The following is a 22880-nucleotide window of genomic DNA, read 5'->3' as shown; positions in this document are numbered from 1 at the left end:
TGCCTAAGCTGCGGTCGTGAACGCGAATACGGTGCCCCTGTCCCGGGCGCTCGAGGAGACCCGGACCGGCGATATCTGGCTGTTCCGCGGCGGCTCCGGCCCCGACCGGGCCATTCAGGCGCTGACCAACGCGCCGGTCAACCATGTCGGCATGACGGTGGCGATCGATGACCTGCCTCCCCTGATCTGGCACGCCGAACTCGGCCAGAAGTTGCTGGACCTGTGGACCGGCACCCATCACCGCGGTGTCCAACTCAACGATGCCCGCGAGGTGGTTGAACGCTGGGTGCACGAGTACGGGCAGAAGGCCTGGCTGCGCCAGCTCACTCCGCCGGCCTCCCGCGAGCAGGAAGATCTGATGCTCAAGGTGGTGGCCCGGATGAACGGCACCGCCTTCCCGTCGACGGCCCGGTTGACCGGACGCTGGCTGCGCGGCCGGTTGCCGATTGTCAGCGATTTCACCCGCGGGCTTCCGGTCATTCACCGCAAGGTCCGCGAATCGGCCGAACGGGACAAGCAGCGCCGCCGGTCCCAAGGCCTGGAGACCGCGTACTGCGCCGAGACGGTGGCCATCACCTACGAGGAGATGGGCCTGCTGAGCACCGAGAAGCGGGAGAACTACTTCGATCCGGGCAAGTTCTGGAGCGGCGACAGCCTGTCGCTGGCGCCGGGATGCTCGCTGACCGACGAGATCGCGGTGATCGTCGACGCGAAGGCCGACTGAGCACCGGCCCGAGTGCGGGCACTGTGCATGAAGAGCCGGCCGTTCGCGCGCGTGGCCCCACGTTCGGCAGGTGGTCAACCGCGGGGCGTACGGTGCTGTACATGCCGTTGCGCTACGTCGATCCCCATAGGCCCCGCGGTGACAAGTACCACGCCAGTGTGCGCTTCGGGCGTTCGCGGTTGGGCCAGTTCGTCGCCCGGCACATCGCCCGCCGCACCGACCCGTATCTGTTCCGGTTGACCGGTGGCCGGATCAACATGGGGCCGATCATCAATGCGCCGCTCGTGTCGACCGGGGCGAAGTCCGGGCAGCGGCGCCAGGTGCAGCTCACGTATTTCCACGACGGGCAGGACGTCATCCTGATCGCCTCGAACTTCGGCGGCGCCAAGCATCCCCAGTGGTATTACAACCTGAAGGCCAACCCGGACTGCGAGTTCGGCATGGAACCGTTTTCGGCGTCCGAGGTGACCGATCCCGACGATTACGAGCGCCTGTTCGGCCTCGCCGAACAGGTCTACGCCGGGTATGACGACTATCGCGACAAGACGGCCCCGGCCGGCCGGCAGATCCCGGTCTTCCGGCTCACGCCGCGCTGAAGGCCGCGGCTACGACAGCTGCCGGATGACCTGTTCCAGCGGTGCCGAAGATGTCCCGATATCGCCGAGGAACGGGTGCGACAGTTCCATGACCAGGAACAGGTTCACCGCCACCAACACACCCAGGATCGCCACCATGGCGTAGTGCGTCGAGGGTTTCTGGACGTCGTAGATGATGGCGCACAACAACATGAGGGCACTGGTCAACCAGATGACCGCCCACAGCGACCACGGTGGTCCGACATCGGTGCTCGCTTGCAGAACCCGCTGAGTACGGGCCTGACTGAGGCTGTCGAGATTGCTGAATGAGGTTGCCAGCAGCGTCTTTTGCGCGTCGGTGCGCGCTTGGACCTGCTCAAGGGCGGAACTGAGTCGCGTTAACGCCGCGTCCGCATCGGCGGAGGAACTGCCGGTGGCGTTCTCGCGCCACTCGACCAACGCGGCCTGGTGATATTCGAGTAGGGCCGTGCGGATGTTGTCGCGATCAGGCTGGTTGAACACCATGGAGTTCCTGGCCAGTTGTACTCCCGCGGATCCTTCGGTGCGCGCCCTGCCGTCCGCATCGCCGATCTGCCCCCACATGGCGGACACCACGAAGCCGAGGAAGAACGCGAACACGAAACCCACCACCCCGAACGCGAACTTGACGACGTCGTTGTGCTCGTCACCCTTGAGGCTGGGGAACCTGCGGCGTACGACTTTCTGGACGAGAATCGCTCCGCCCGTGACGAACACGATGATGCCGAGCAGTAGCACCCACGAAGGAAGGTTGCTCACCAGCCATTGACTGATCATTCGGCTCTCCTGCGGCCGCCGGGCAAGTCGGGCGGGTGACCCGCTCGCGCTAGACAATGCTAGCTGGCGGGCTACTCGAGTCTAGGCCGTGTGCCGCACGCAATGTCAGGCTGACAGCCGCACCATGGATATATATGCGTCGCGAGGCTGTCAGCCTGACATTGCGGCCGGCTCAGACGTTGAAGCGGAACTCGACCACGTCCCCGTCGGCCATCACGTAGTCCTTGCCCTCCATCCGGACCTTGCCGGCAGCCTTGGCCGCGGCCATCGAGCCGGCCTCCACCAGATCGGCGAAGGACACGATCTCGGCCTTGATGAAGCCCTTCTCGAAGTCGGTGTGGATGACGCCGGCCGCCTTCGGCGCGGTGTCGCCGCGGTGAATCGTCCACGCGCGGGACTCTTTCGGCCCCGCCGTCAGATAGGTCTGCAGGTTCAGGGTGTGGAAACCGGCCCGCGCCAACGCATCCAGACCCCGCTCGGTCTGCCCGATGGACTCCAGCAGCTCGGCCGCGGACTCGTCGTCCAGCTCGATCAGCTCGGACTCGATCTTGGCGTCCAGGAACACCGCATCCGCCGGGGCCACCAGCGCACGCAGCTCCGCCTGTTTGGCGTCATCGGTGAGCACCGACTCGTCGGCGTTGAACACATACAGGAACGGTTTGGTGGTCATCAGGTTGAGCTCGCGCAACAGCGACACATCGGTGCCGGCCGAGAAGAGCGTCTTGCCGGTGTCGAGCACCGCCTGGGCCGCCACTGCCGCCTCCAGCACGGCCTTGCGGTCCTTGTTGGTGCGCGCTTCCTTCTCCAGCCGAGGCACCGCCTTCTCCAGGGTCTGCATATCGGCCAGGATCAGCTCGGTCTCGATGACCTCGATATCCGACCGCGGGTCCACCCGGCCGTCGACGTGCACCACATCGTCATCGGCGAATGCGCGCACCACCTGACAGATGGCATCGCACTCGCGGATGTTGGCCAGGAACTTGTTGCCCAGCCCGGCTCCCTCGGACGCGCCCTTCACGATGCCGGCGATATCGACGAACGTCACCGGCGCCGGCACCGTCTTCTCCGACCCGAAGATCTCGGCCAGTTTGTCCAGCCGGGGGTCGGGCAACGCCACCACACCCTCATTGGGTTCGATGGTCGCGAACGGGTAGTTCGCGGCCAGCACGTCGTTCCGCGTCAACGCGTTGAAAAGGGTCGACTTGCCGACATTGGGGAGACCGACGATTCCGAGGTTCAAGCTCACGGACTCCAGAGTCTAAGGGTTGTGACGATCTCCTCAGCGCGTGCTGGCAGCACACCAGCAGTTACAGCCGGTACGGTCGACGTGTGTCAGGTCAGTCAGCAGAGCCGACGGAGTCGGTTGATCACCGCTCCGCGCTCCCCCGATTCCAGGGGTTGCTGCCACCGAGTCTGCCGGGTCTGCCGTCCGGACTGCCGTGGTGGGGCGCCACCCTTCTGGCGGTGACGGCGACGGCCGTCGGCTTCGCCTATGACGCGGGTGCGGGCAACAAGGAACTCGGCGCCGTCTTCGCCACCTTCTACGCGCTGGGCGCTCTGGCCGCGGTGGTGCTGGTGCGCCGCAGCGGACTGTTCACCGCCGTCATCCAGCCCCCACTGATCCTGTTCGTCGCCGTGCCCACCTCCTACTTCCTGTTCCACAGTGGTGAGCTCAGCGGCATCAAGGACATCCTGATCAACTGCGGCTACCCGCTGATCGAACGTTTCCCGCTGATGTTCTTCACCTCGGCTGCGGTGCTGCTGGTCGGCATGGCCCGCTGGTACCTCGACCGCGGTACCGAGCCGGTCGAAGCGGTCGCTACCGATGCCGCCGATCCGCCCGCCGAGACCCAGCGGCGCGCGGCCCGTCGGTTCGCCCGCAGCGCAGGCCCGGTCGAGGTCGACGAGGACGCACCGATCCGGGCTCCGCGCCGGCCCCGCCGTGAGTCCGCCGAACCCTACGAGCGGCCACGTCGCGCCCCGCGCACCGGTGAGCCCTCCCGTGCCCGGCACAACCGTCCGCCGGAATCCGATATCGCCGCATCGGCCGCGGCGGCCGATCGCCGCGAGCGGGCCGCCGCCCGAGAGCGCTCGGGCCGACCTCGTCGCCAAGGCGAGCCGCCGCTGCCCGGCGAGCGTCAGCCGCGACGTCCCCGCAACCCGTCGGCACGCGACCCCCGAGACCCGCGCGAGCCCCGCCGCACCCCACCCCCGTCCCGCGGCTATGACCCCTATGACCCGCGTGCCGGCGCAGAGTACGAGCGCCCGCGGCGCCGTCCGAGGCCCGACGGCTACGAGCCGGACTACGGGCGGCCTGAGGAACGCCAGGATCCGTATCAGGAGCGGCCGCGTCGCTCGTCGCCCACCGACAGCAGCCACCATCCGGTCTCGCGAGTGCGCTACCGCAGCACCGACGAGGAACGGCACACCGAACACCGCACCCGGCCGCGCGCGAGTCACCGCCGCGACGACGGGGAGTAGCCCGCTACGGCACCGCGCGTAGCAGCGCCCCCGCGGCCTCGACTGCGGGCGTGGAGCTGCCCGCGTCGCTGACGAACACCGTCAGCGCGAGATCACCGCGGATGCCGACGAACCAGCCGTGCGCCCGGCCGTCTTCGCCCGGGATGTTCATGTACTCGGCGGTGCCGGTCTTTCCGAGCATGTCCGGGATGTCCTGCAGCTGAGTTGCGGTGCCGCCGGTGACCGTCTCGCGCATCATCGCCCGTACCTGCTCGTCGACACCGCTCGGCAGCGGCTCTGGGGTGCTGTCCGGCACGCCCGGCTCGCCCGCCACGATCGTCGGCGCCGGTACCGAGCCGTGCGCCAGCGTCGCGGCGACCAGGGCCATCCCGAACGGTGACGCGGTGACCTTGCCCTGCCCGATGCCCTCCTCGACGCGCAACGCCGAGCTGTCCGCGACCGGCACGCTTCCGGTGACGGTCGTCATGCCGGGCGCCACGTAGTCGATGCCCAGACCGAGCTGCGCCGCCGCCTTGGTCAGTCCGTCGGGCGGCAGGTTGACGGCCAGCCGGCCCATCGTGGTGTTGCAGGACCGCGCGAACGCGGTGTGCAGCGGAACGTCGCCGAGTGCGAAATTCTCGTCGTTGGGGATCTGGCGGCCCTCGATGTTCTCGGTGCCGGGACAGCCGACGATGCTGTCCGGGGTGACCTGGCCGGCCTGCAGCGCCGCGGACACCGTCACCGTCTTGAACGTCGAGCCCGGTGGGTACAGGCCGGTCAGCGCGATCGGGCCCTGGGCGTCGGCGGGCGCGTTCTGCGCGACGGCGAGCAGGTTGCCGGTGGACGGCTGGATGGCCACGATCGCGGCCGGCGTCGTCAACGGGGCCAGCGCATTCTCCGCGGCCAGCTGCATGCCGATGTCCAGGGTGCTGGAGATGTCGCCGACCGGAGCGGCGTCCTGTCCGCCCACCCGTTTGGGGCCCGTCGCGGTCTCCGCGGACACCGCCCACCCGGCTGCGGCATCGCTGCGCTGCTGCCACAGCTCGGACAGTCCCGACAGCGTCGGTGAGGTCAGCGCGCGGTCAGTGGCCAGCAGTCGGGTCTGCGGCCGCAGCGTCACGTTCGGCAGCGCGGCCAGCTGCTCCTGGATCGGAAGTAGGTCCTCCGCGCGCAACGTGACGGCGGTGACGGGCTTGCCCGCCGCCAGATCGCCGGTCAGCGACTCCGCGGTGATCGTCGGCGCGATCGGATTGAGCAGCACGGCAACGGCATCCACATCGGCGCCGGGCGCGACATCGACGAGGGTCACGATGTGCTGGGTGAGCAGGTCGGCGCCGGTGCGGTCCAGCACCCGGGCGGCGGGTTGCGGGACCAGGGTGCTGAAGGACAGCGGGCCCTCATCGAGGCCGGGTGCGACGGTGGCCGGGTCCCACTGGATCTTCCAGTCGTCGCCTTCGGCCTTCGCACTGCCCCGCGTCGTGTAGGTCCACTCGGTGGCCTTCTCGGGCCCGAACTTCCACGTCGCGGCGAGCGTGAACGTGGCCGTGTCCTCCTGGCGCTGCACCCCGGACACCTCGAAGCGAACGTCCTTGCCGAGGCTGGCGTAGAGCTTTCCGAGCACGTCGGAAGCGCCCGGCTGATCGGTGGTCAGCGCGGCGGCCGCGGGCGGATCGGCCCGATTGAGCGCCTCGGCGAAACCGTTGACGCCTGCGTTCAGCCGGTCTTCGGTGTCACTGCAGCCGGCGAGCAGCAGCACGGTCACGCACAGAACGGGGATCACACGTCGCAGAAGGCCCACAGGGCACGAACGTACCGTCAGTTGCGCGGCGGACGGATCTCCCGCGGCAGGGCGAACACGAGTGTCTCGTTGGCGGTGGTCACCGGTTGCACGGTGCCGTAGCCGTATTCGGCCAGGCGGTCCAGCACGCCGCGCACCAGGATCTCGGGCACCGAGGCACCGGAGGTGACGCCCACGGTCGTGACGCCGGAGAACCAGGCCGGGTCGATATCGTCGGCGTAGTCGACCAGGTAGGAGTTCTGGGAGCCGGCGCCCAGCGCCACCTCGACCAGCCGCACCGAGTTCGACGAGTTCTTCGAGCCGACGACGATCACCAGCTCGCATTCCGGCGCCATGGCCTTCACCGCGACCTGGCGATTCTGGGTGGCGTAGCAGATGTCATCGCTGGGCGGGTCCTGCAGCGTCGGGAACTTCTCCCGCAGCCTGCGCACCGTCTCCATCGTCTCGTCGACGCTCAGCGTGGTCTGCGACAGCCAGATCACCTTGTTGGGATCGCGGACGGTGACCTTGTCGACGGCGTCCGGGTTGTCCACCACCTGGACGTGATCGGGCGCCTCACCGGCGGTGCCGACCACCTCCTCGTGACCTTCGTGACCGACGAGCAGAATGTCGTAGTCGTCGCGGGCGAACCGCTTGGCCTCGTTGTGCACCTTGGTCACCAGCGGGCAGGTCGCGTCGATGGTCTGCAGGTTGCGTTCGGCGGCCTCGACGTGGACGGTCGGCGCGACGCCGTGCGCGGAGAACACCACGATGGAGCCTTCGGGCACCTCATCGGTCTGCTCGACGAAGACCGCACCGGCCTTGGCCAGCGTGTCCACCACGTAGCGGTTGTGCACGATCTCGTGGCGCACGTAGATCGGGGCACCGTGCTTTTCCAGCGCCCGTTCCACGGTTTCGACGGCGCGATCCACGCCCGCGCAGTAGCCGCGCGGCTCGGCGAGCAGGACCCGTTTGCCCGCCACCCGTGAACTGACCGAGCTGGCGGCGCCCGGAATACCCATGTTGACGGTTGGTGGCATGCAACCAGGGTACTTACCGGCACCCGTCCCCGGCCAGCCGTAGGCTGCACCCATGGCAACTGCACCATACGGAGTCCGACTGCTTGTGGGTGCGGCGGTGACCGCGCTGGACGAGACACGCAAGCTCCCGCAGACGATCCTCACCTACCCGATGACGGTGGCCAGCCAGCTGGCTCATCTGGTGATGAAGGTGCAGCAGGACGTCGCCGATCTGGTCAATCGCGGCGACGAAGCGCTTGAGGAGTTGTTCCCGCCCAAGGACGAGCAACCGGAGTGGGCGACCTTCGACGAGGACCTGCCCGATGATCCGTTCAAGAACCTCTCCGATGACGACGTTGTGTCCGACATCTCCTCGGCGCGGCGCACCGAGGGGCGGTTCGCGCTCTTCAGCGAGGGCGAACCCGAGCAGGCGGCGTCGTCGGTGGCCGCCACCAACGGTGCGGCGGCGGGCATCGTCGCCGAGCTCGGCTACGAGTCGCTGACGCTGGCGCAGCTGCGGGCCAGACTGACCTCACTGAAGGTCGCCGACCTCGAGGCGCTGCTGGCCTTCGAGGAGGCCAACAAGGCCCGCGCCCCGTTCCAGACGCTGCTCGCCAACAGGATCACCCGCGCGTCGGCGAAGTGAGCGAACCCGGCCAATCCCCGGAGAACCCGTGGCCGGTCCGCGCGGTGGCGACCCGGGTCGCCAAATGGATCGACCGGCTCGGCACGGTCTGGGTCGAGGGGCAGATCGCCCAGCTCAACGTGCGGCACGGCTCCCCCACCGCGTTCCTGGTGCTGCGCGACCCGGCCGCCGACATGTCGCTGTCACTGACCTGTCCGCGTGATCTGGTGGTCAACGCGCCGGTGCAACTCGCCGAAGGCGTCCAGGTGATCGTGCACGGCAAACCGCAGTTCTACACCGCGCGGGGCAGCTTCTCGTTGCGGGTCAGCGATATCCGCGCCGTCGGGGTCGGTGAACTGCTGGCCCGCATCGAACGGCTGCGCCGCCTGCTGGAGGCCGAGGGGCTCTTCGATCGCCGGCTCAAACGTCCGATCCCATTCCTGCCCAACACCATCGGCCTGATCACCGGCCGCGCTTCGGCGGCCGAACACGATGTGATGGCGATCGCCTCCGGGCGCTGGCCGGCGGTGGCGTTCGCGGTACGCAACACCGCCGTGCAGGGTCCGAACGCGGTCGCCCAGATCGTGGAAGCCCTGGCCGCCCTCGACGCCGACGGCGGAGTCGACGTCATCATCCTCGCGCGCGGGGGCGGCAGCGTGGAGGACCTGCTGCCGTTCTCCGACGAGACACTGTGCCGGGCCATCGCCGCCTGCACCACCCCGGTGATCAGCGCCGTCGGGCACGAACCCGACAACCCGCTCTGCGACCTGGTCGCCGACCTGCGCGCGGCCACCCCCACCGACGCGGCCAAGCGGGTGGTCCCCGACGCGGCCGCCGAGCAGGCCGGCGTCGACGATATGCGCCGGCGCAGCGCCCAGGCCCTGCGCAACTGGGTGCGCCGCGAACAGCACGTCATCGATCAGCTGCGCTCGCGGCCCGTGCTGGCCCGGCCACTGCAGGCCCTGGATGCCCGCGCCGAGGAAGTCCACCGGGCCCGGCGCACCGTGCGCCGGGACATCGGGCGGCTGGTCGCCGCCGAGACCGACCGCCTGGCGCATCTACGCGCACGCCTGGGCACACTGGGCCCGGCGGCCACCCTGGCGCGCGGCTACGCCGTCGTGCAGGTGGTGGGCCCGCAGGACCGGCCGATCCTGCGATCGATCGACGACGCCCCGGCGGGCACCCGGCTGCGGGTGCGGGTTGCCGACGGTGCCATCACAACAGTCAGCGAGGGTGTAGATGAAGCCCATTAGTCACATGGGGTACGAAGAGGCGCGCGACGAACTGATCGAGGTGGTGGCGCAGCTGGAGCACGGCGGACTCGACCTGGACGCCTCCCTGAAACTCTGGGAACGCGGCGAGGAGCTGGCCAAACGATGCGAAGAGCACCTCGCCGGGGCGCGCAAGAAGGTGGCCGACACGCTGGCCGCCGGCGATGCCGAAGAAAGTTGACAGCGCAAGCTCCTCGAACGTTTCAACCCGCTGGACTTCAAAACTGGAACACGTTTCAGTTACCCTGACCTCATGGGTGACCCAACATTGCGCACTGACCTGGGCCGAGTCCTGGTGACCGGAGGCTCCGGCTTCGTCGGCGCCAACCTGGTGACGACACTGCTCGAACGCGGCCACGAGGTCCGCTCGTTCGACCGGGCACCGTCCCCACTGCCCGCCCATCCGAATCTGCAGACCGTCGTCGGCGACATCACCGATACCGGCGATGTGGCCGACGCCGTCGATGGTGTCGACACCGTCATCCACACCGCCGCGATCATCGACCTGATGGGCGGGGCGTCGGTCACCGAGGAGTACCGCAAGCGCAGTTTCGGCGTCAACGTCGAAGGCACCAAGAACCTGGTACACGCCGGACAGGCCGCGGGCGTCCGGCGTTTCGTCTACACCGCATCCAACAGCGTGGTGATGGGCGGTCAGGACATCCAGAACGGCAACGAGACCCTGCCCTACACAAGTCGTTTCAACGATCTGTACACCGAGACGAAGGTTGTCGCCGAGCAGTTCGTGCTCAGCCAGAACGGTGAGCGCGGCATGCTCACCTGTTCCATCCGGCCCAGCGGCATCTGGGGCCGCGGCGATCAGACGATGTTCCGCAAGGTGTTCGAGAACGTGCTGGCCGGGCACGTCAAGGTGCTCGTCGGCAACAAGAACATCAAGCTGGACAACTCCTACGTGCACAACCTGATTCACGGTTTCATCCTGGCCGCCGAGCATCTGGTTCCCGGCGGATCGGCCCCCGGCCAGGCGTACTTCATCAATGACGGCGAACCGCTCAACATGTTCGAGTTCGCCCGCCCCGTGGTCGCCGCGTGCGGCCGCGACCTGCCGAACTTCCGGGTCTCCGGAAAGCTCGTGCACAAGGTGATGATGGGCTGGCAGTGGCTGCACTTCAAGTACGGTGTCCGCGAGCCGCTGGTCGAACCCCTTGCCGTGGAACGGCTTTACCTGAACAACTACTTCTCGATCGCCAAGGCGCAGCGCGACCTGGGGTACGAGCCGCTGTTCACCACCGAACAGGCGATGGCCGACTGCCTGCCCTACTACACCGAGCTGTTCCACAAGATGGCAGCCCAGGGGTCCGTGCCGCTGGTGGCGGCCGCCGCTCCGGTCCCACCGAAGGGCTGATTTACTTCCACCCATGCCGCAGTTCCGCGTCGCCGACAACGGAGACGCCCATATCCGGTATCTCGACTCCGGCGGTGACGACCGTGGCGCTCCTGTCGTATTCGTGCCCGGATTCACCTGCGTGGCAGCTGACTACACCGGGGTATTGCCGCTGTTCGGCCGGCGCACCATCGTCGTCGAACTGCGCGGCCACGGAGGCAGCGTCGCGCCGACCGGCCCGTACGACGCCGCGGCGCGCGCCGGTGACATCGGGGCCGCGATCGACGCGGTGACGGACGGCCCGGTGCATCTCATGACGTTCTCCCGCGGCACGTCCTACGCGCTGAGCTGGGCGCTGGCCCACCCCGACCGGGTCCGGTCCCTCTCGATCGGCGACTACCTGCCCGAGGAGATCGCGCTACCCGATGAGATCGCCATGGGCGTATTGGACGGCCGCTGGCGGGGCACGCCGGTGCACGAACGCCTCGACCGCAGCGCCGCCGTCGCGACCTTCGCCGCCGCGGTGTCACGGTCGCTGTGGGAGCCGCTGGCGCAGTGGGGCCCGCCGCTGCTCGTGGTCCGCAGCCCCAACAGCCCCATCATCGACGCGGCGGCGTGGGCCAGGTACCGGCGGCTGTTCCCGGCCGCGCGCCTGCACGAGTTCCCCGACTCGCCGCACGACATCTTCCGTCCCGATCGCGGGCGGTACCCCTTGCTGGTGCGTGAGCTCGTCGACAGCGTCGAAACCGGCTCCAGAGCTGGACAAGGCCGGTGACGCTGTAGCGTCCCGGCCTCTGGCTTCCCGCGCGGCGTCTACAGAACCGGGGAAACGTGACCCCAGATTACGGTACCCATCGGCCGCGGCCCAAATCAGCCCAGCTGTTCCCGCGAGGCGGGGTGACCGCCGACGATGGCGCGCAGCATCCGCACCGTCATCGGGATCGTGGTGCTCTCGACCCGCTTGAGCAGGTCGCACGCATTGTCGGCGCTGGTTTCCGGTGGCACCACATAGAGCAGCGCGTTGCGGGTGTGGGTGCCGGTCAGATAGATGGTGTCCCTGGCCACCAGCGAGTAGCGGTCCACCGATATCACCGTGGTGCCACGGATGATGCGCGAGGGCGCCGACGGGAACAGGCTCGGGTCATACAGCACCCGGGAAACCGGTCCGAGCCAACGGCCCATCACCGAAATCAGGTCGGGCAGCGTGGTCTTCAGGTCGTAGGCCGGCGGCCACCACGCGCCGTCAACGGTGCCGCGCTGATCGGTGCGCCCGCAGATGGCGAGCCGGGTGGCGGACAGATGTTCGGTAGTGACATCGGCCATCGGCGATGCTCCCATCACTATCAGAGCGACCGCAGACGGCAACCGACGGATCGGGCACGCGAGGAACCCACGATTCCTCCAGAGTAGACCGGGGGCCTACGGGATCGTCGCCGCCCCGCTATCGCCGTGAAACGCAACGCGATACGAGACGCCGCCCGGGCTGTGCCGAATCCCCCGGGGCCATGACCGGCTCCTGGTATCCCGATCAGGTACGTCACCGATCAATGCAGACATCACCGCGGACGGGAAGGCCCGACATTCTCGCCCTCCGGGGCGACGACATGGGTATCAGAAACCACAGCAGCCTCAAAGAAGCTCGAAGACCTCATGCCCTGGGATTCGCAGGTCCTCGATTCGGGTGATCCGCGGTGTGGATGCGCGCGTTGTGATGTCATGAACCCGGACAAATCGAAGGGTGCTGGCGATGCGGATCCGAACCGAGCACAGGCGACCGTCACGTCACCGCGCGGACCACGACTGCCGCTGCGGATGCAGCAAATGCCAGAACGGCAAGCATTGCCACAACATGGCTACCGGGTGTCGCGCAGCGCACTGGTGAGCGTACTGCGGGATCACCCGATCGCACCGCCGCGTTCTCGGCATCCAGGGTGCCGAACACCTCTAGGCTTGAACACGCAGTGATCTGAACGAAGCGTTTTGACTCCGGCGGCACCTGTGTACCGCCCAAAGCGGAAGGACAGGCAGTGACTGCCGCCAAACCGAACATCCTGGTCATCTGGGGCGACGATATCGGCATCTGGAACCTGAGCTGCTACAGCCGGGGAATGATGGGCTACCAGACTCCCAACATCGACCGGATCGCCAGTGAGGGAATGCTTTTCACCGATTCATACGGCGAGCAGAGTTGCACGGCGGGCCGATCTTCGTTCATCACCGGGCAGAGTGTGTACCGCACCGGAATGAGCAAGGTCGGCATGCCCGGCGTGGACATCGGCCTGCAGAAGGAAGACCCGACCATTGCCGAGCTGCTCAAGCCACTGGGCTACGCCACGGGGCAATTCGGCAAGAACCATCTGGGCGACCTCAACAAGTACCTGCCGACGGTGCACGGGTTCGACGAGTTCTACGGCAACCTCTATCACCTCAACGCCGAGGAGGAACCCGAGCACGAGGACTACCCCACCGAGGAAGAGGCGCCGATAATGCGCCGGGCGCTGCTGCCCCGTGGCGTCATCCACTCGTGGGCGACCGAGGAAGACGCCGACGAGGTCGATGAGCGATACGGCCCCGTGGGCAAGCAGCGCATCGAGGACACCGGGCCGCTGACCAAGTTGCGGATGGAAACCGTCGATGACGAAACGACTGCCGCTGCCGTCGATTTCATCAAGCGCCAGCACGAGGCCGACGTGCCGTTCTTTGTCTGGATGAACCTGACGCACATGCACTTCCGGACCCACACCAAGCCGGAGAGCCGAGGGCAGGCCGGGCGCTGGCAGTCGCCCTATCACGACACCATGATCGACCACGACCGCAACGTCGGCACCCTCCTCGACCTGGTCGACGAACTCGGTATCGTCGAGGACACCATCGTCATCTATTCCACCGACAACGGACCGCACGCCAACAGCTGGCCCGACGGCGCCACCACCCCGTTCCGCAGCGAGAAGGCCACCAACTGGGAGGGCGCCTTCCGGATCCCAGAGATGATCCGCTGGCCCGGAAAGATCGAGCCGGGGACGGTATCCAACGAGATCATCCAACACCACGACTGGCTGCCCACCTTTTTGGCGGCCGCGGGCGATCCGGACATCGTCGACAAACTGAAATCGGGTCATAAGGCCGGGGCCGACGGGAACACCGAGTACAAGGTGCACATCGACGGCTACAACCTGCTGCCGTATCTCACCGGCGAAGTGGACAAGAGCCCACGTCGCGGAATGATCTATTTCTCCGACGACGGCGACGTGCTCGGCATCCGGGCCGACAACTGGAAGATCGTCTTCATGGAGCAGCGCTGCCAAGGCACGCTGCAGGTCTGGTTCGAGCCGTTCACCAAGCTGCGGGCGCCCAAACTGTTCAACCTGCGCACCGACCCGTTCGAACGCGCCGATGTCACGTCGAACACCTACTGGGACTGGATGATCGATCGACTCTTCCTGATGTTCTACGGATCTGCCATCGTGACCCAGTTCCTGGAAACCTTCAAGGAGTTCCCGCCGCGACAGGAGCCGGCATCATTCACCATCAGTCACGCCGTGGAGGAGCTGGAGAAGTTCCTGGCCACCGGAGGTGGTTAGCGGTGGCAGAACTCACGTCCTGGGTCGACGGCCCCACGAAGTCGGCGATCACCGACTTCGTGGGCCGCGTCACCACAGAAGGCCCGGAGTTCGTAGCGCCCGAGGAACGCGTCGCGGTGTTCGACAACGACGGCACGTTGTGGTGCGAGAAGCCGATGTACATCCAGCTCGATTTCATCGTCCGGCGGTTGGCCGAGAAGGTGGCCACCGATCCCTCGCTCGCCGAAGGGCAACCCTATCTGGCGGCACACAACGGGGACCTGCAGTGGTTCGGCGGTGCCGTCACCAAGCACTACCAGGGTGACGATTCAGATCTGAAAACCCTTGCTGCGGCTGTATTGTCCCTGCACGATTCGGTGAAGGTCGAGGACCACGCCGCCGGGGTCGCCACCTTCTTCGCCGAGGCCAAGCACCCCACCCTCGGGCGGCTGTACCTGGAATGCACGTACCTGCCGATGGTGGAACTGCTGCGCTACCTGCACGATCACGGATTCACCTGCTACATCGTCTCGGGCGGTGGCCGCGACTTCATGCGCCCGGTCACCAGCCGGATCTACGGCATTCCACCCGAGCGGGTGGTCGGCAGCGCGCAGGGGCTGAAGTTCGTCGGTGCCGACGGGCACGGCGACCTGCTGCTGCAACCCGCCCTGGACATCTGGGATGACGGGCCCGAAAAACCGGTGCGCATCTGGAATCGCATCGGCCGCCGCCCCATCCTGGCGGCGGGCAATTCCAATGGCGATGACGAGATGCTGATGTACACCGGCGGCCAGGACAGCCCGTCCCTGAAACTGCTGGTGCTCCACGACGATGCCGAACGCGAATTCTCCTACACCGCCGGGGCGGAACGGGCGCTGGGCCATGCCGAGCAGTTCGGGTGGACCGTCGTGAGCATGCGCGATGATTGGTCCACCGTCTTCAGTGCGTGACAACGACCTGGTCTGGATCGAGCCACAGACCACGACTCTGGGTTCCGACACGCACTATCCCGAGGAGGCGCCGGCACGGGAGGTGACCGTGGACGGTTTCTGGATTCAGCGTCACCAGGTGACCAACAACCAGTTCGCCGCCTTCGTGGACGCCACCGGCTACCGGACCGTCGCCGAACGCCCGGTCGACCCCGCCGATTACCCGGGCGCACCCGCGGAGAACCTGGTTCCCGGTTCGATGGTCTTCCGGCGCACTGCGGGACCGGTGGATCTACGGCACCTCAGCCAATGGTGGACCTGGACCCCCGGTGCCTGCTGGAACCATCCACGCGGGCCGCGCTCATCGCTGACCGGCCGTGACCGGCACCCGGTGGTGCACATCGCGTTCGAGGACGCCCAGAGCTACGCCGAATGGGCCGGACTCGCGCTACCCACCGAAGCCCAGTGGGAGGCCGCCGCCCGTGGTGGGCTGGCCGGGGCGGCTTACACCTGGGGTGACGCCCCGGAGGGGCCCGGTGAGCGCAAGGCGAACTATTGGCACGGCGAGTTTCCCTACCTACCGGAGTCCGGTTACGGCACGACCCAGCCCGTCGGCAGCTTCGAGCCCAACGGCTACGGCCTGCTCGATATGGCCGGCAATGTCTGGGAGTGGACCACCGACTGGTACGGGCCGGATCGGGCCGCGAGTCCCTGCTGCGCGGCGGACAGCTACGACCCCGCACAGCCACAGTTCGAGATCCCCCGCAGGGTGATCAAGGGCGGGTCCTTTTTGTGCGCGGACAGTTATTGCATGCGGTACCGGCCGGCCGCGCGGCGACCGCAGATGGTCGATACCGGCATGAGCCACATCGGTTTTCGCTGCATCAAGAATTGACCAGGCCGGGCGCACCGGATCAGGATGGTTCGCGCCCGAACGCCGGAGCCAGAAAGCGCTCCAACATTCGGCGCTCCGTCGCGAGATCCGTTGCCGGCCAGAACAACAGAGACAACACCACTCGGACGATCCAGGCGGCCGCCTCGGGATCGTCGTCGGTGACACCGGCGAACTCTGCCGCGTAGCGCATCACCGCATCCGAGGCAGTCAGCGAACGCGAACCCGGGGCGTCCACCACCGTGGCGGCCAGCGGGTCGGCGCGGATCTCACGCAGCGCGACCAGGATCGCCGTCTGCACGCGATCCGGTCCGGCCAGTTCGGCCACCGCAGCCCGCACAGTCGCGACAATCCGCGCCGCCGACCGCGCGAGCACGGCATCCCGGATCTGTGCTTTGCTGCCTGCGTGGCGGTAGACCGTGGCCCGAGAACAGTGCACGGCCGCCGCCAATGCGTCGATGTCGACCTCGTCGATTCCGCCGCGACCCATCAGTACGGCCGCAGCGGAGTAGATGCGTTCGGCGGCGGCCGTCCGGCGGTCGGCGCCGATCAACCAGTCATGACCTCGTGGCGACATAGCGACCTGTATATCTCAGCGTGAGACGGATTGATGGGTTTTTCTCACACTCCACCCAGCTCAGGGCGACCCGTTGAGACGGCGCCCCGTCGTCGCCGCAACCCCGTCATGTCAACTTTCGCACCGCCCATTGACGGGCGACCGTCGACCACCGAACCTGGGAAAATGATTGCGGCACAGGACTTCTTCGCCATCGACGCCCTTGACGATCCGTACCCGCTCTACGACAGGCTGCGCGCCACGCCCGTCGCACGCGTCGCCGACAGCGGGTTTCATCTGGTGTCGACATGGGACGCCGTCCTGGAGGCCACCGCCCGGACCCAGGACTTCTCGTCGAATCTCACGGCGACCATGGTCTACCGCCCGGACGGCACGGTGTCGTCATTCGACATGGAGGGCCCCGGCGGCGGGTCTCATGTGCTGGCCACCGCCGACGAGCCCGCACATGCCCTGCACCGCAAGCCGGTGCTGCTCAAACTCGCCGCCAAGCGACTGCTCGCGCTCGAGCCGTTGATCAGGGATGTCTTCGACGACCTGTGGACCTGCCAGGACCTCGAATGGATGTCGTCGGTCGCCGACCGGTTGCCCATGGCGGTGGTCGCGCATCTGCTCGGCCTGCCCGTGAGCGACATCGACGATCTCATCCGGCGCGCCTACGCCAGCACCCAGCTGATGGACGGTTTGGTCGGCCCGGAGGAACTGGCCGGCGCCGCGGTCGCAGCGATGGAACTCGGCGCCTACCTGATCGACCGGTTCGGCCGTGCCACAGCTGACCCCGGTGACGACCTGATGGGTCAGTTGGCCATCACCCCGGACCTCGACCCGACCACCGCGGGGTTCATCCTGGTCCAACTCGTCGCCGCGGGCGCCGAATCGACGGCCTCGCTGCTCGGTAGTGCCGTGTGGCTGCTGGGCACCCGACCGGACGTGCAGCGTCAGGTCCGCGACACTCCGGGACTGCTCGGGGCCTTCATCGATGAGGTACTGCGCTACGAATCACCGTTCCGTGGGCACTATCGGCACGTGCTGACCGACTGCACCCTGGCCGGCACTGAACTCCGCGCCGGTGAGCATCTGCTGCTGCTGTGGGGTGCCGCCAACCGCGATCCGCGACAGTTCGACTCCCCCAATGAGTTCCGGCTCGATCGTGGCGCCGCCCGAACACACCTGGGGTTCGGGAAGGGTCTGCACTTCTGTGTCGGCGCCGCACTGGCCCGCCTCGAAGCGCGGACGGTGCTCGGGCGCCTGCTTGAGCGCACCACGTGGTTGGAGGCGCCGGGGCGACCGGTGTGGCTGCCCAGCGTGCTGGTGCGCCGACCCGCCCGGCTGGATCTGAAGATCAACTAATCAACTCCGACTCCGTTCGCTACTGTGACAGACGTTGCGCCCCCGGCTGATGGAGTCCCGATGACCGAAACCGTGTTGGTGACCGGAGCCTTCGGGCTGGTCGGTTCGGCAACCGTGCACCGACTCGCCGCCGACGGACGACGGGTGGTCGCCACCGATCTGGACGTACCGGCCAATCGGAAGGCCGCCGAGTCCCTACCGGTCGGCGTCACCGTGCGCTGGGCCGACCTCACCGACCCCACGACGGTCGGCACGCTCGTCGACGAGGTGGCGCCGGCGGCGATCATCCATCTCGCAGCGGTCATCCCGCCGTTCATCTACCAGCGCCGCGGACTGGCCGAGCGCGTCAACGTCGACGCCACTGCCAGTCTCGTGCGCGCCGCCGAAAAGCTCTCCACACCAGCCCGTTTCGTGCTTGCTTCCAGCATCGCCGTCTACGGCTCGCGAAACCCGCACACGGTGGGCGGTGCACTCACCGCGCAAACCCCGGTCAACCCCGCCGACATCTACGGCGACCACAAGGTCAAGGCCGAGAAGATCGTGCGGACCTCAGCGCTGGACTGGGTCATCCTGCGGCTGGGTGGCGTGCTGACCGCCAGCCCCGGCTCCTACATGAAGATGGACAACTTCTACTTCGAGGGCATGCTGCCCACCGATGGCCGGCTGCAGACCGTCGATGTGCGCGACGTGGCGAGCGCCTTCGCTGCGGCCACCACCGCCGACGCACTCGGCGAGACGCTGCTCATCGGCGGTGACGATGCCACCCATCGCCTGCTGCAGGGCGACGTGGCCCCGGCGATGGCTGCCGCGCTGGGCCTGGTGGGCGGTCTGCCCACCGGGCTCAAGGGCGACCCACGCAACGATGACAGCTGGTTCAACACGGACTGGATGGACACCACCAGAGCTCAGGAAGTGCTTGGTTTCCAGCATCATTCGTGGCCCGACATGTTGATCGAGACGGCCGAGAACGCCGGTATCAAACGCCCCCTGCTGCGCGTCATCGCGCCGCTTGCCAAGCAGATCCTCAAGCGCCAGACGGCATATCACGGCACCGGGATGCGGTATGCGGACCCGTGGAAGGCGATCAGCGACAAATGGGGCGACCCACGACCGGAGGCTCACGCATGACGGGTAAGACGGCTTCCGGGGCGAGCGAAGCGACGGGTAAGACGGCTTCCGGGGCGAGCGAAGCGACGGGTAAGACGGCTTCCGGGGCGAGCGAAGCGACGGGTAAGACGGCCGTTGTCATCGGCGGGGCCTCCGGTATCGGCTGGGCCTCGGCACGGGCACTGGCGGCCGAGGGGTACCGCGTCGTCGTGGCCGACCGCAACGCCGAGGGCGCCGCCGCCCGCGCCGCCGAACTCGGCGACCCGCATTCGGGGGCGGCGGTCGACGTCGTCGACGAAGCCTCGGTGGCAACACTTTTTGAGGCCACTGGACCAATCGATGCGGTGGTCAGCTGCGCCGGCTTCTCCAATATCGGGCTGATCGTCGACCTCGCGGTGGAGGACTTCCGGGCCGTCATCGACGTCTGCCTCACCGGCGCCTTCATCGTCGCCAAATACGCCGGTCGGTATCTGAACGACGGCGGCGCGCTGGTCTCCATCTCCTCACTCAACGGCCGCCAGCCCGCCGCAGGCATGAGCGCCTACTGTTCGGCCAAGGCCGGGCTGTCGATGCTCACCCAGGTGGCCGCCCTGGAATTGGCGCCGCGCGGAATACGGGTCAATGCCGTGGCGCCCGGTTTCGTGCACACCCCGCTCACCGAGGGCGCGGCCCTGGTACCCGGGGTCGTCGAGGAGTACGTGGAGAACACCCCGCTGGGCCGCGCCGGCACTCCCGAGGACATCGCCGAGGCCGTCGTGTTCCTCACCAAGGCGTCCTGGCTGACCGGTGAGGTGCTCGACCTGAACGGCGGATCTCACATGAAGCGGTACCCGGATCTGCTCGGGCACATCATGAAGCTCGCGCAACAGTGACAGAACCTGTCCAATAGACCCGTGAAAACGGAGTTCACCCTCAGCCAGAAGCGGGCCCTGGCAGTCGCGACCGTCATCGCGATCGCCTTCGGCGCCTACTTCCTGCGCGGCTACTTCATCCTCATCGTGGTCGCGGCGGTGGTGGCCTACCTGTTCGACCCGCTCTACGAGCGGCTGCGCACAAGGTTCAGCGCCGGCCTGTCGGCCACCCTGACCCTGTTTGCGGCCCTGGCCATCGTGATCATCCCGATCAGCGGTGCCGTCGCCCTCGGCGTCGTGCAGATCACCACCATGGTGCGCAACGTCGCCGACTGGGTGGGCAAGACCGACCTGAGCACCCTCGGGGACCGCTCACTGCGGGTGGTCAACGAGCTGATCGACCGGGTGCCGTTCCTGAAGAGCACCGAAATCACCCCCGAGCAGCTGCAGCACTGGGTGGTCACCTTCGCCCAGCGCGCCGGCGAATGGGGCCTGCATGTCCTGCAGGGTGCCGCCGGCGGACTGTTCGGCGGTCTCACCGCCGCCATCATCTTCCTGTACGTGTTCATCTCGCTGCTGGTCAACGGCGACGACCTGCGGCTGCTGATCCGCCGGCTCAACCCGCTCGGCGAGGAGGCCACCGACCTGTATCTGGCCAAGATGGCGGCCATGGTGCGCGGCACCGTGCGCGGCCAGTTCGTCATCGCGCTGGCTCAGGGCATCGCCGGCGCCATCTCGATCTACATCGCCGGCTTCCACGACGGGTTCTTCATCTTCGCCATCCTGCTGTCGGCGCTCTCGGTGATCCCGCTCGGCGGCGGCATCGTCACCATCCCGTTCGGGATCGGTCTTGCGCTGTTCGGCAATGTCATCGGCGGCATCTTCGTCATCGCCTTCCACATCATCGTGGTGACCAACATCGACAATGTGCTGCGCCCGATCCTGGTGCCCAAGGAGGCCAAACTCGACTCGGCGCTGATGCTGCTGTCGGTGTTCGCCGGGATCACCATGTTCGGCTTCCTCGGCATCGTCATCGGACCGGTGGTGATGATCGTCATCGTCACCACCATCAGCGTGTACCTCTGGGTCTACCAGGGTGTGCCGATGGAGATGGGCACCGAGGCCCTGGAAGACGAACCCGACAAACCCAGCAGGCTCAGAGAGCTGATCGCGCGGGCCCGTGCCCGCCGTCATGCGCCACCGGTGGCCGCGGCGCCGGCGGCCGACAACGGACCGGAACCGGGCGACTAGACCGGCAGCGGGGCCTGGGTCTGCACGGCCTTCGCCAGGGTGCGGAAGTCGTCCTGGGACCCGGCGCCGGTGATCGCGATCTGAGCCTGTCCGGCCTCGCGGCCTGAGCGTTCTGCACCGTCCAGTCGCGTGGTCCAGATCGGCTCGCCCTCCCCCGGCTCGTAGACGACCCAGCTCACCCCGTCGACATCCTGCGCGCCGGTGGGCACCGCCTCGGGGTTCAGGTAACCGACGAGCCTGGCCTCGTCGGCGTTGCTCTGCGTCAGGCTCAGATACATCTTGCTCGGGGCGATATAGCCGACCCGCGAGGTCACCGCCCGGACCGGCTGACCGGTCGCCGGGTCGGTGCGGCCACCGTCGATACCACCGCGCGCCCCGGAGTTGGGTTGCCAGCCCGCGGGCAGCTCCGGCAGCCTGACCGGGAACTTCAGCACCTCGGCGTCGGCCTGCAGCGCGGCTGGGGCGTCGAACTGCGGGATGTCACCCTGACCGGGCCCGCTGGGCGCGAACGAGCACATGCCGAGCACGCCGGCCAGCACGATGCAGATCAACACCAGCGGTGCCATCGACCAGAACATGTCGCGGCCGTCCTGCAGGAGCCGGTCCTTGGCGGGCCGGGGAACCGGCACCATCACCGGTGCGTCGGGGTTCGGTTCCGGAGTGCTCATGACAGCCAGTATCCCAGTTCCCAATCTTCGACCCGCTAATGGGACAATCTGGCCCATGACGCCTTCGCGCCGGGAAGCCCCAGACCGCAACCTCGCCCTCGAGCTCGTGCGAGTCACCGAAGCCGGAGCCATGGCCGCGGGCCGTTGGGTCGGCCGCGGTGACAAGGAGGGTGGCGACGGCGCCGCCGTCGACGCCATGCGCGAATTGGTGAACTCCGTGTCGATGCGCGGTGTCGTGGTCATCGGTGAGGGTGAGAAGGACAACGCCCCGATGCTCTACAACGGTGAAGAGGTTGGCAACGGCGACGGACCCGACTGCGATTTCGCCGTCGACCCGGTCGACGGCACCACCCTGATGAGCAAGGGCATGCCCAACGCCATCTCGGTGCTCGCCGTCGCCGAGCGCGGCGCCATGTTCGACCCGTCGGCGGTGTACTACATGCACAAGATTGCCGTCGGCCCGGACGCCGCCGACGCCATCGACATCACCGCGCCGATCGCCGAGAACATCAAGAACGTCGCCAAGATCAAGAAGTCCAGCGTCGCCGACCTGACCGTCTGCATCCTGGACCGGCCTCGGCACGCCCAGCTGATCGCCGATGTCCGCGAGGCCGGCGCCCGCATCCGGCTGATCTCCGACGGCGACGTCGCCGGTGCCATCGCCGCCTGCCGCCCCGGGTCCGGCACCGACATCCTCGTCGGTATCGGCGGCACCCCCGAGGGCATCATCGCCGCGGCGGCCATCCGCTGCATGGGTGGCGCCATCCAGGCCCAGCTCGCCCCGACCGACGACGACGAGAAGCAGAAGGCCCTCGACCGTGGCTACGACCTGGACCGGGTGCTGCTCACCGAGGACCTGGTCTCCGGCGAGAACGTGTTCTTCTCGGCCACCGGCGTCACCGACGGCGATCTGCTCAAGGGCGTCCAATACTCCGGCGGCGGCGCGACCACCCAGTCCATCGTGATGCGTTCCAAGTCCGGCACCGTCCGGATGATCGAGGCCTACCACCGGCTGTCCAAGCTCAACGAGTACTCCTCGGTGGACTTCACCGGAGATCTGACCGCAGCACATCCTCTCCCCTGACC

The 22880-nt window shown here is 67.5% G+C and carries 23 protein-coding genes; 16 read left to right on the top strand and 7 right to left on the bottom strand.

Annotation, left to right across the window (positions count from 1 at the left end):
• The first annotated feature begins 16 nt into the window (after positions 1-16).
• Positions 17-724 (top strand): guanylate cyclase, encoded by a 708-nt coding sequence (locus EXE63_RS22445; RefSeq protein ID WP_168143745.1) that lies wholly within the window; start codon positions 17-19, stop codon positions 722-724.
• Between the two features lie 101 nt (positions 725-825).
• Complete coding sequence (locus EXE63_RS22440) at positions 826-1320, top strand: nitroreductase/quinone reductase family protein (RefSeq protein ID WP_168143744.1); 495 nt, start codon at positions 826-828, stop codon at positions 1318-1320.
• Between the two features lie 9 nt (positions 1321-1329).
• Here the strand turns inward: EXE63_RS22440 and EXE63_RS22435 are convergent, their stop codons facing one another.
• Entirely contained in the window at positions 1330-2115 is a 786-nt protein-coding gene (locus tag EXE63_RS22435; protein ID WP_168143743.1) for a bestrophin-like domain, read from the bottom strand.
• A gap of 172 nt (positions 2116-2287) precedes the next feature.
• Positions 2288-3361 carry a redox-regulated ATPase YchF gene (ychF, locus tag EXE63_RS22430; protein WP_168143742.1) on the bottom strand — a complete coding sequence of 358 codons (1074 nt, stop codon included), beginning with the start codon at positions 3359-3361 and terminating at the stop codon, positions 2288-2290.
• A gap of 83 nt (positions 3362-3444) precedes the next feature.
• Between ychF and EXE63_RS22425 the strand changes: the two genes are divergently transcribed.
• The gene (locus EXE63_RS22425) at positions 3445-4596 is read left to right on the top strand and encodes a DUF6542 domain-containing protein (protein WP_234904232.1); all 1152 of its coding nucleotides are present in this window, start codon (positions 3445-3447) and stop codon (positions 4594-4596) included.
• 4 nt (positions 4597-4600) lie between these two features.
• Here the strand turns inward: EXE63_RS22425 and EXE63_RS22420 are convergent, their stop codons facing one another.
• Together EXE63_RS22420 and EXE63_RS22415 are read right to left on the bottom strand one after the other, a co-directional pair.
• Positions 4601-6373 carry a penicillin-binding transpeptidase domain-containing protein gene (locus EXE63_RS22420; protein ID WP_168143741.1) on the bottom strand — a complete coding sequence of 591 codons (1773 nt, stop codon included), beginning with the start codon at positions 6371-6373 and terminating at the stop codon, positions 4601-4603.
• Positions 6374-6390: 17 nt separating this feature from the next.
• Positions 6391-7392, bottom strand: coding sequence for a 4-hydroxy-3-methylbut-2-enyl diphosphate reductase (locus EXE63_RS22415; protein WP_105365140.1), 1002 nt, complete (start codon positions 7390-7392; stop codon positions 6391-6393).
• 52 nt (positions 7393-7444) lie between these two features.
• On the opposite strand from EXE63_RS22415, the gene EXE63_RS22410 reads away from it, so the two are divergent.
• The 5 genes from EXE63_RS22410 (at position 7445) to EXE63_RS22390 (ending at position 11387) form a co-directional block, all read left to right on the top strand.
• Positions 7445-8017: a lipid droplet-associated protein gene (locus tag EXE63_RS22410; protein ID WP_168143740.1), complete on the top strand. Its 573-nt coding sequence runs from the start codon at positions 7445-7447 to the stop codon at positions 8015-8017.
• The gene (xseA, locus tag EXE63_RS22405; protein WP_168143739.1) at positions 8014-9249 is read left to right on the top strand and encodes an exodeoxyribonuclease VII large subunit; all 1236 of its coding nucleotides are present in this window, start codon (positions 8014-8016) and stop codon (positions 9247-9249) included. Before EXE63_RS22410 ends, xseA begins: the two co-directional genes overlap by 4 nt.
• Positions 9236-9448 carry an exodeoxyribonuclease VII small subunit gene (locus EXE63_RS22400; RefSeq protein WP_105365137.1) on the top strand — a complete coding sequence of 71 codons (213 nt, stop codon included), beginning with the start codon at positions 9236-9238 and terminating at the stop codon, positions 9446-9448. The genes xseA and EXE63_RS22400 overlap by 14 nt, the downstream gene beginning before the upstream one ends.
• A gap of 72 nt (positions 9449-9520) precedes the next feature.
• A complete protein-coding gene (locus EXE63_RS22395) occupies positions 9521-10633 on the top strand; it encodes a 3-beta-hydroxysteroid dehydrogenase (RefSeq protein WP_168143738.1) in 1113 nt (370 codons plus the stop codon).
• A gap of 13 nt (positions 10634-10646) precedes the next feature.
• A complete protein-coding gene (locus EXE63_RS22390; protein ID WP_168143737.1) occupies positions 10647-11387 on the top strand; it encodes an alpha/beta fold hydrolase in 741 nt (246 codons plus the stop codon).
• Positions 11388-11482: 95 nt separating this feature from the next.
• Here the strand turns inward: EXE63_RS22390 and EXE63_RS22385 are convergent, their stop codons facing one another.
• Positions 11483-11935, bottom strand: coding sequence for a DUF5994 family protein (locus EXE63_RS22385; protein ID WP_168143736.1), 453 nt, complete (start codon positions 11933-11935; stop codon positions 11483-11485).
• 704 nt (positions 11936-12639) lie between these two features.
• Between EXE63_RS22385 and EXE63_RS22380 the strand changes: the two genes are divergently transcribed.
• The 3 genes from EXE63_RS22380 to EXE63_RS22370 are packed head-to-tail and all read left to right on the top strand — an operon-like array spanning position 12640 to position 15996.
• On the top strand, positions 12640-14193 hold the full coding sequence (locus tag EXE63_RS22380; protein ID WP_168143735.1) for an arylsulfatase: 1554 nt from the start codon (positions 12640-12642) through the stop codon (positions 14191-14193).
• Positions 14194-14195: 2 nt separating this feature from the next.
• Positions 14196-15122 carry an HAD family hydrolase gene (locus EXE63_RS22375; protein WP_168143734.1) on the top strand — a complete coding sequence of 309 codons (927 nt, stop codon included), beginning with the start codon at positions 14196-14198 and terminating at the stop codon, positions 15120-15122.
• Positions 15115-15996 (top strand): formylglycine-generating enzyme family protein, encoded by an 882-nt coding sequence (locus tag EXE63_RS22370; RefSeq protein ID WP_234904231.1) that lies wholly within the window; start codon positions 15115-15117, stop codon positions 15994-15996. Before EXE63_RS22375 ends, EXE63_RS22370 begins: the two co-directional genes overlap by 8 nt.
• Positions 15997-16015: 19 nt before the next feature.
• Here EXE63_RS22370 and EXE63_RS22365 read toward each other — a convergent pair whose 3' ends face one another.
• Positions 16016-16570 carry a TetR/AcrR family transcriptional regulator gene (locus tag EXE63_RS22365; RefSeq protein ID WP_168143732.1) on the bottom strand — a complete coding sequence of 185 codons (555 nt, stop codon included), beginning with the start codon at positions 16568-16570 and terminating at the stop codon, positions 16016-16018.
• 165 nt (positions 16571-16735) lie between these two features.
• Here EXE63_RS22365 and EXE63_RS22360 point away from each other — a divergent pair, with 165 nt between their 5' ends.
• The 4 genes from EXE63_RS22360 to EXE63_RS22345 are packed head-to-tail and all read left to right on the top strand — an operon-like array spanning position 16736 to position 21126.
• Entirely contained in the window at positions 16736-17917 is a 1182-nt protein-coding gene (locus EXE63_RS22360) for a cytochrome P450 (protein ID WP_168143731.1), read from the top strand.
• Between the two features lie 60 nt (positions 17918-17977).
• Positions 17978-19045 (top strand): NAD-dependent epimerase/dehydratase family protein, encoded by a 1068-nt coding sequence (locus EXE63_RS22355; protein WP_168143730.1) that lies wholly within the window; start codon positions 17978-17980, stop codon positions 19043-19045.
• Positions 19042-19896: an SDR family NAD(P)-dependent oxidoreductase gene (locus EXE63_RS22350; RefSeq protein ID WP_168143729.1), complete on the top strand. Its 855-nt coding sequence runs from the start codon at positions 19042-19044 to the stop codon at positions 19894-19896. The genes EXE63_RS22355 and EXE63_RS22350 overlap by 4 nt, the downstream gene beginning before the upstream one ends.
• Positions 19897-19917: 21 nt before the next feature.
• The gene (locus tag EXE63_RS22345) at positions 19918-21126 is read left to right on the top strand and encodes an AI-2E family transporter (protein WP_168143728.1); all 1209 of its coding nucleotides are present in this window, start codon (positions 19918-19920) and stop codon (positions 21124-21126) included.
• Here the strand turns inward: EXE63_RS22345 and EXE63_RS22340 are convergent.
• On the bottom strand, positions 21123-21794 hold the full coding sequence (locus tag EXE63_RS22340) for a DUF4245 domain-containing protein (RefSeq protein ID WP_168143727.1): 672 nt from the start codon (positions 21792-21794) through the stop codon (positions 21123-21125). The two genes, EXE63_RS22345 and EXE63_RS22340, sit on opposite strands and share 4 nt — an antisense overlap.
• Positions 21795-21849: 55 nt before the next feature.
• On the opposite strand from EXE63_RS22340, the gene glpX reads away from it, so the two are divergent.
• Positions 21850-22878: a class II fructose-bisphosphatase gene (gene glpX / locus EXE63_RS22335; protein WP_168143726.1), complete on the top strand. Its 1029-nt coding sequence runs from the start codon at positions 21850-21852 to the stop codon at positions 22876-22878.
• Positions 22879-22880: the final 2 nt, after the last annotated feature.

Source organism: Mycolicibacterium frederiksbergense (assembly GCF_012223425.1).
Taxonomy (GTDB): Bacteria; Actinomycetota; Actinomycetes; order Mycobacteriales; family Mycobacteriaceae; genus Mycobacterium; species Mycobacterium frederiksbergense.
The sequence above is the reverse complement of the archived record's forward strand: the minus strand, read 5'-3'. Positions and strand labels throughout refer to the sequence as shown.

Excerpts from the sequence above, each read along its gene's own strand:
- glpX (WP_168143726.1), top strand. The coding sequence starts at position 21,850 with ATGACGCCTTCGCGCCGGGAAGCCCCAGACCGCAACCTCGCCCTCGAG.
- EXE63_RS22390 (WP_168143737.1), top strand. The coding sequence starts at position 10,647 with ATGCCGCAGTTCCGCGTCGCCGACAACGGAGACGCCCATATCCGGTAT.
- EXE63_RS22340 (WP_168143727.1), bottom strand. The coding sequence starts at position 21,794 with ATGAGCACTCCGGAACCGAACCCCGACGCACCGGTGATGGTGCCGGTT.
- EXE63_RS22365 (WP_168143732.1), bottom strand. The coding sequence starts at position 16,570 with ATGTCGCCACGAGGTCATGACTGGTTGATCGGCGCCGACCGCCGGACG.
- EXE63_RS22440 (WP_168143744.1), top strand. The coding sequence starts at position 826 with ATGCCGTTGCGCTACGTCGATCCCCATAGGCCCCGCGGTGACAAGTAC.
- EXE63_RS22395 (WP_168143738.1), top strand. The coding sequence starts at position 9,521 with ATGGGTGACCCAACATTGCGCACTGACCTGGGCCGAGTCCTGGTGACC.
- EXE63_RS22355 (WP_168143730.1), top strand. The coding sequence starts at position 17,978 with ATGACCGAAACCGTGTTGGTGACCGGAGCCTTCGGGCTGGTCGGTTCG.
- EXE63_RS22410 (WP_168143740.1), top strand. The coding sequence starts at position 7,445 with ATGGCAACTGCACCATACGGAGTCCGACTGCTTGTGGGTGCGGCGGTG.
- EXE63_RS22385 (WP_168143736.1), bottom strand. The coding sequence starts at position 11,935 with ATGGCCGATGTCACTACCGAACATCTGTCCGCCACCCGGCTCGCCATC.
- EXE63_RS22360 (WP_168143731.1), top strand. The coding sequence starts at position 16,736 with ATGATTGCGGCACAGGACTTCTTCGCCATCGACGCCCTTGACGATCCG.
- EXE63_RS22415 (WP_105365140.1), bottom strand. The coding sequence starts at position 7,392 with ATGCCACCAACCGTCAACATGGGTATTCCGGGCGCCGCCAGCTCGGTC.
- EXE63_RS22435 (WP_168143743.1), bottom strand. The coding sequence starts at position 2,115 with ATGATCAGTCAATGGCTGGTGAGCAACCTTCCTTCGTGGGTGCTACTG.
- EXE63_RS22400 (WP_105365137.1), top strand. The coding sequence starts at position 9,236 with ATGAAGCCCATTAGTCACATGGGGTACGAAGAGGCGCGCGACGAACTG.
- EXE63_RS22350 (WP_168143729.1), top strand. The coding sequence starts at position 19,042 with ATGACGGGTAAGACGGCTTCCGGGGCGAGCGAAGCGACGGGTAAGACG.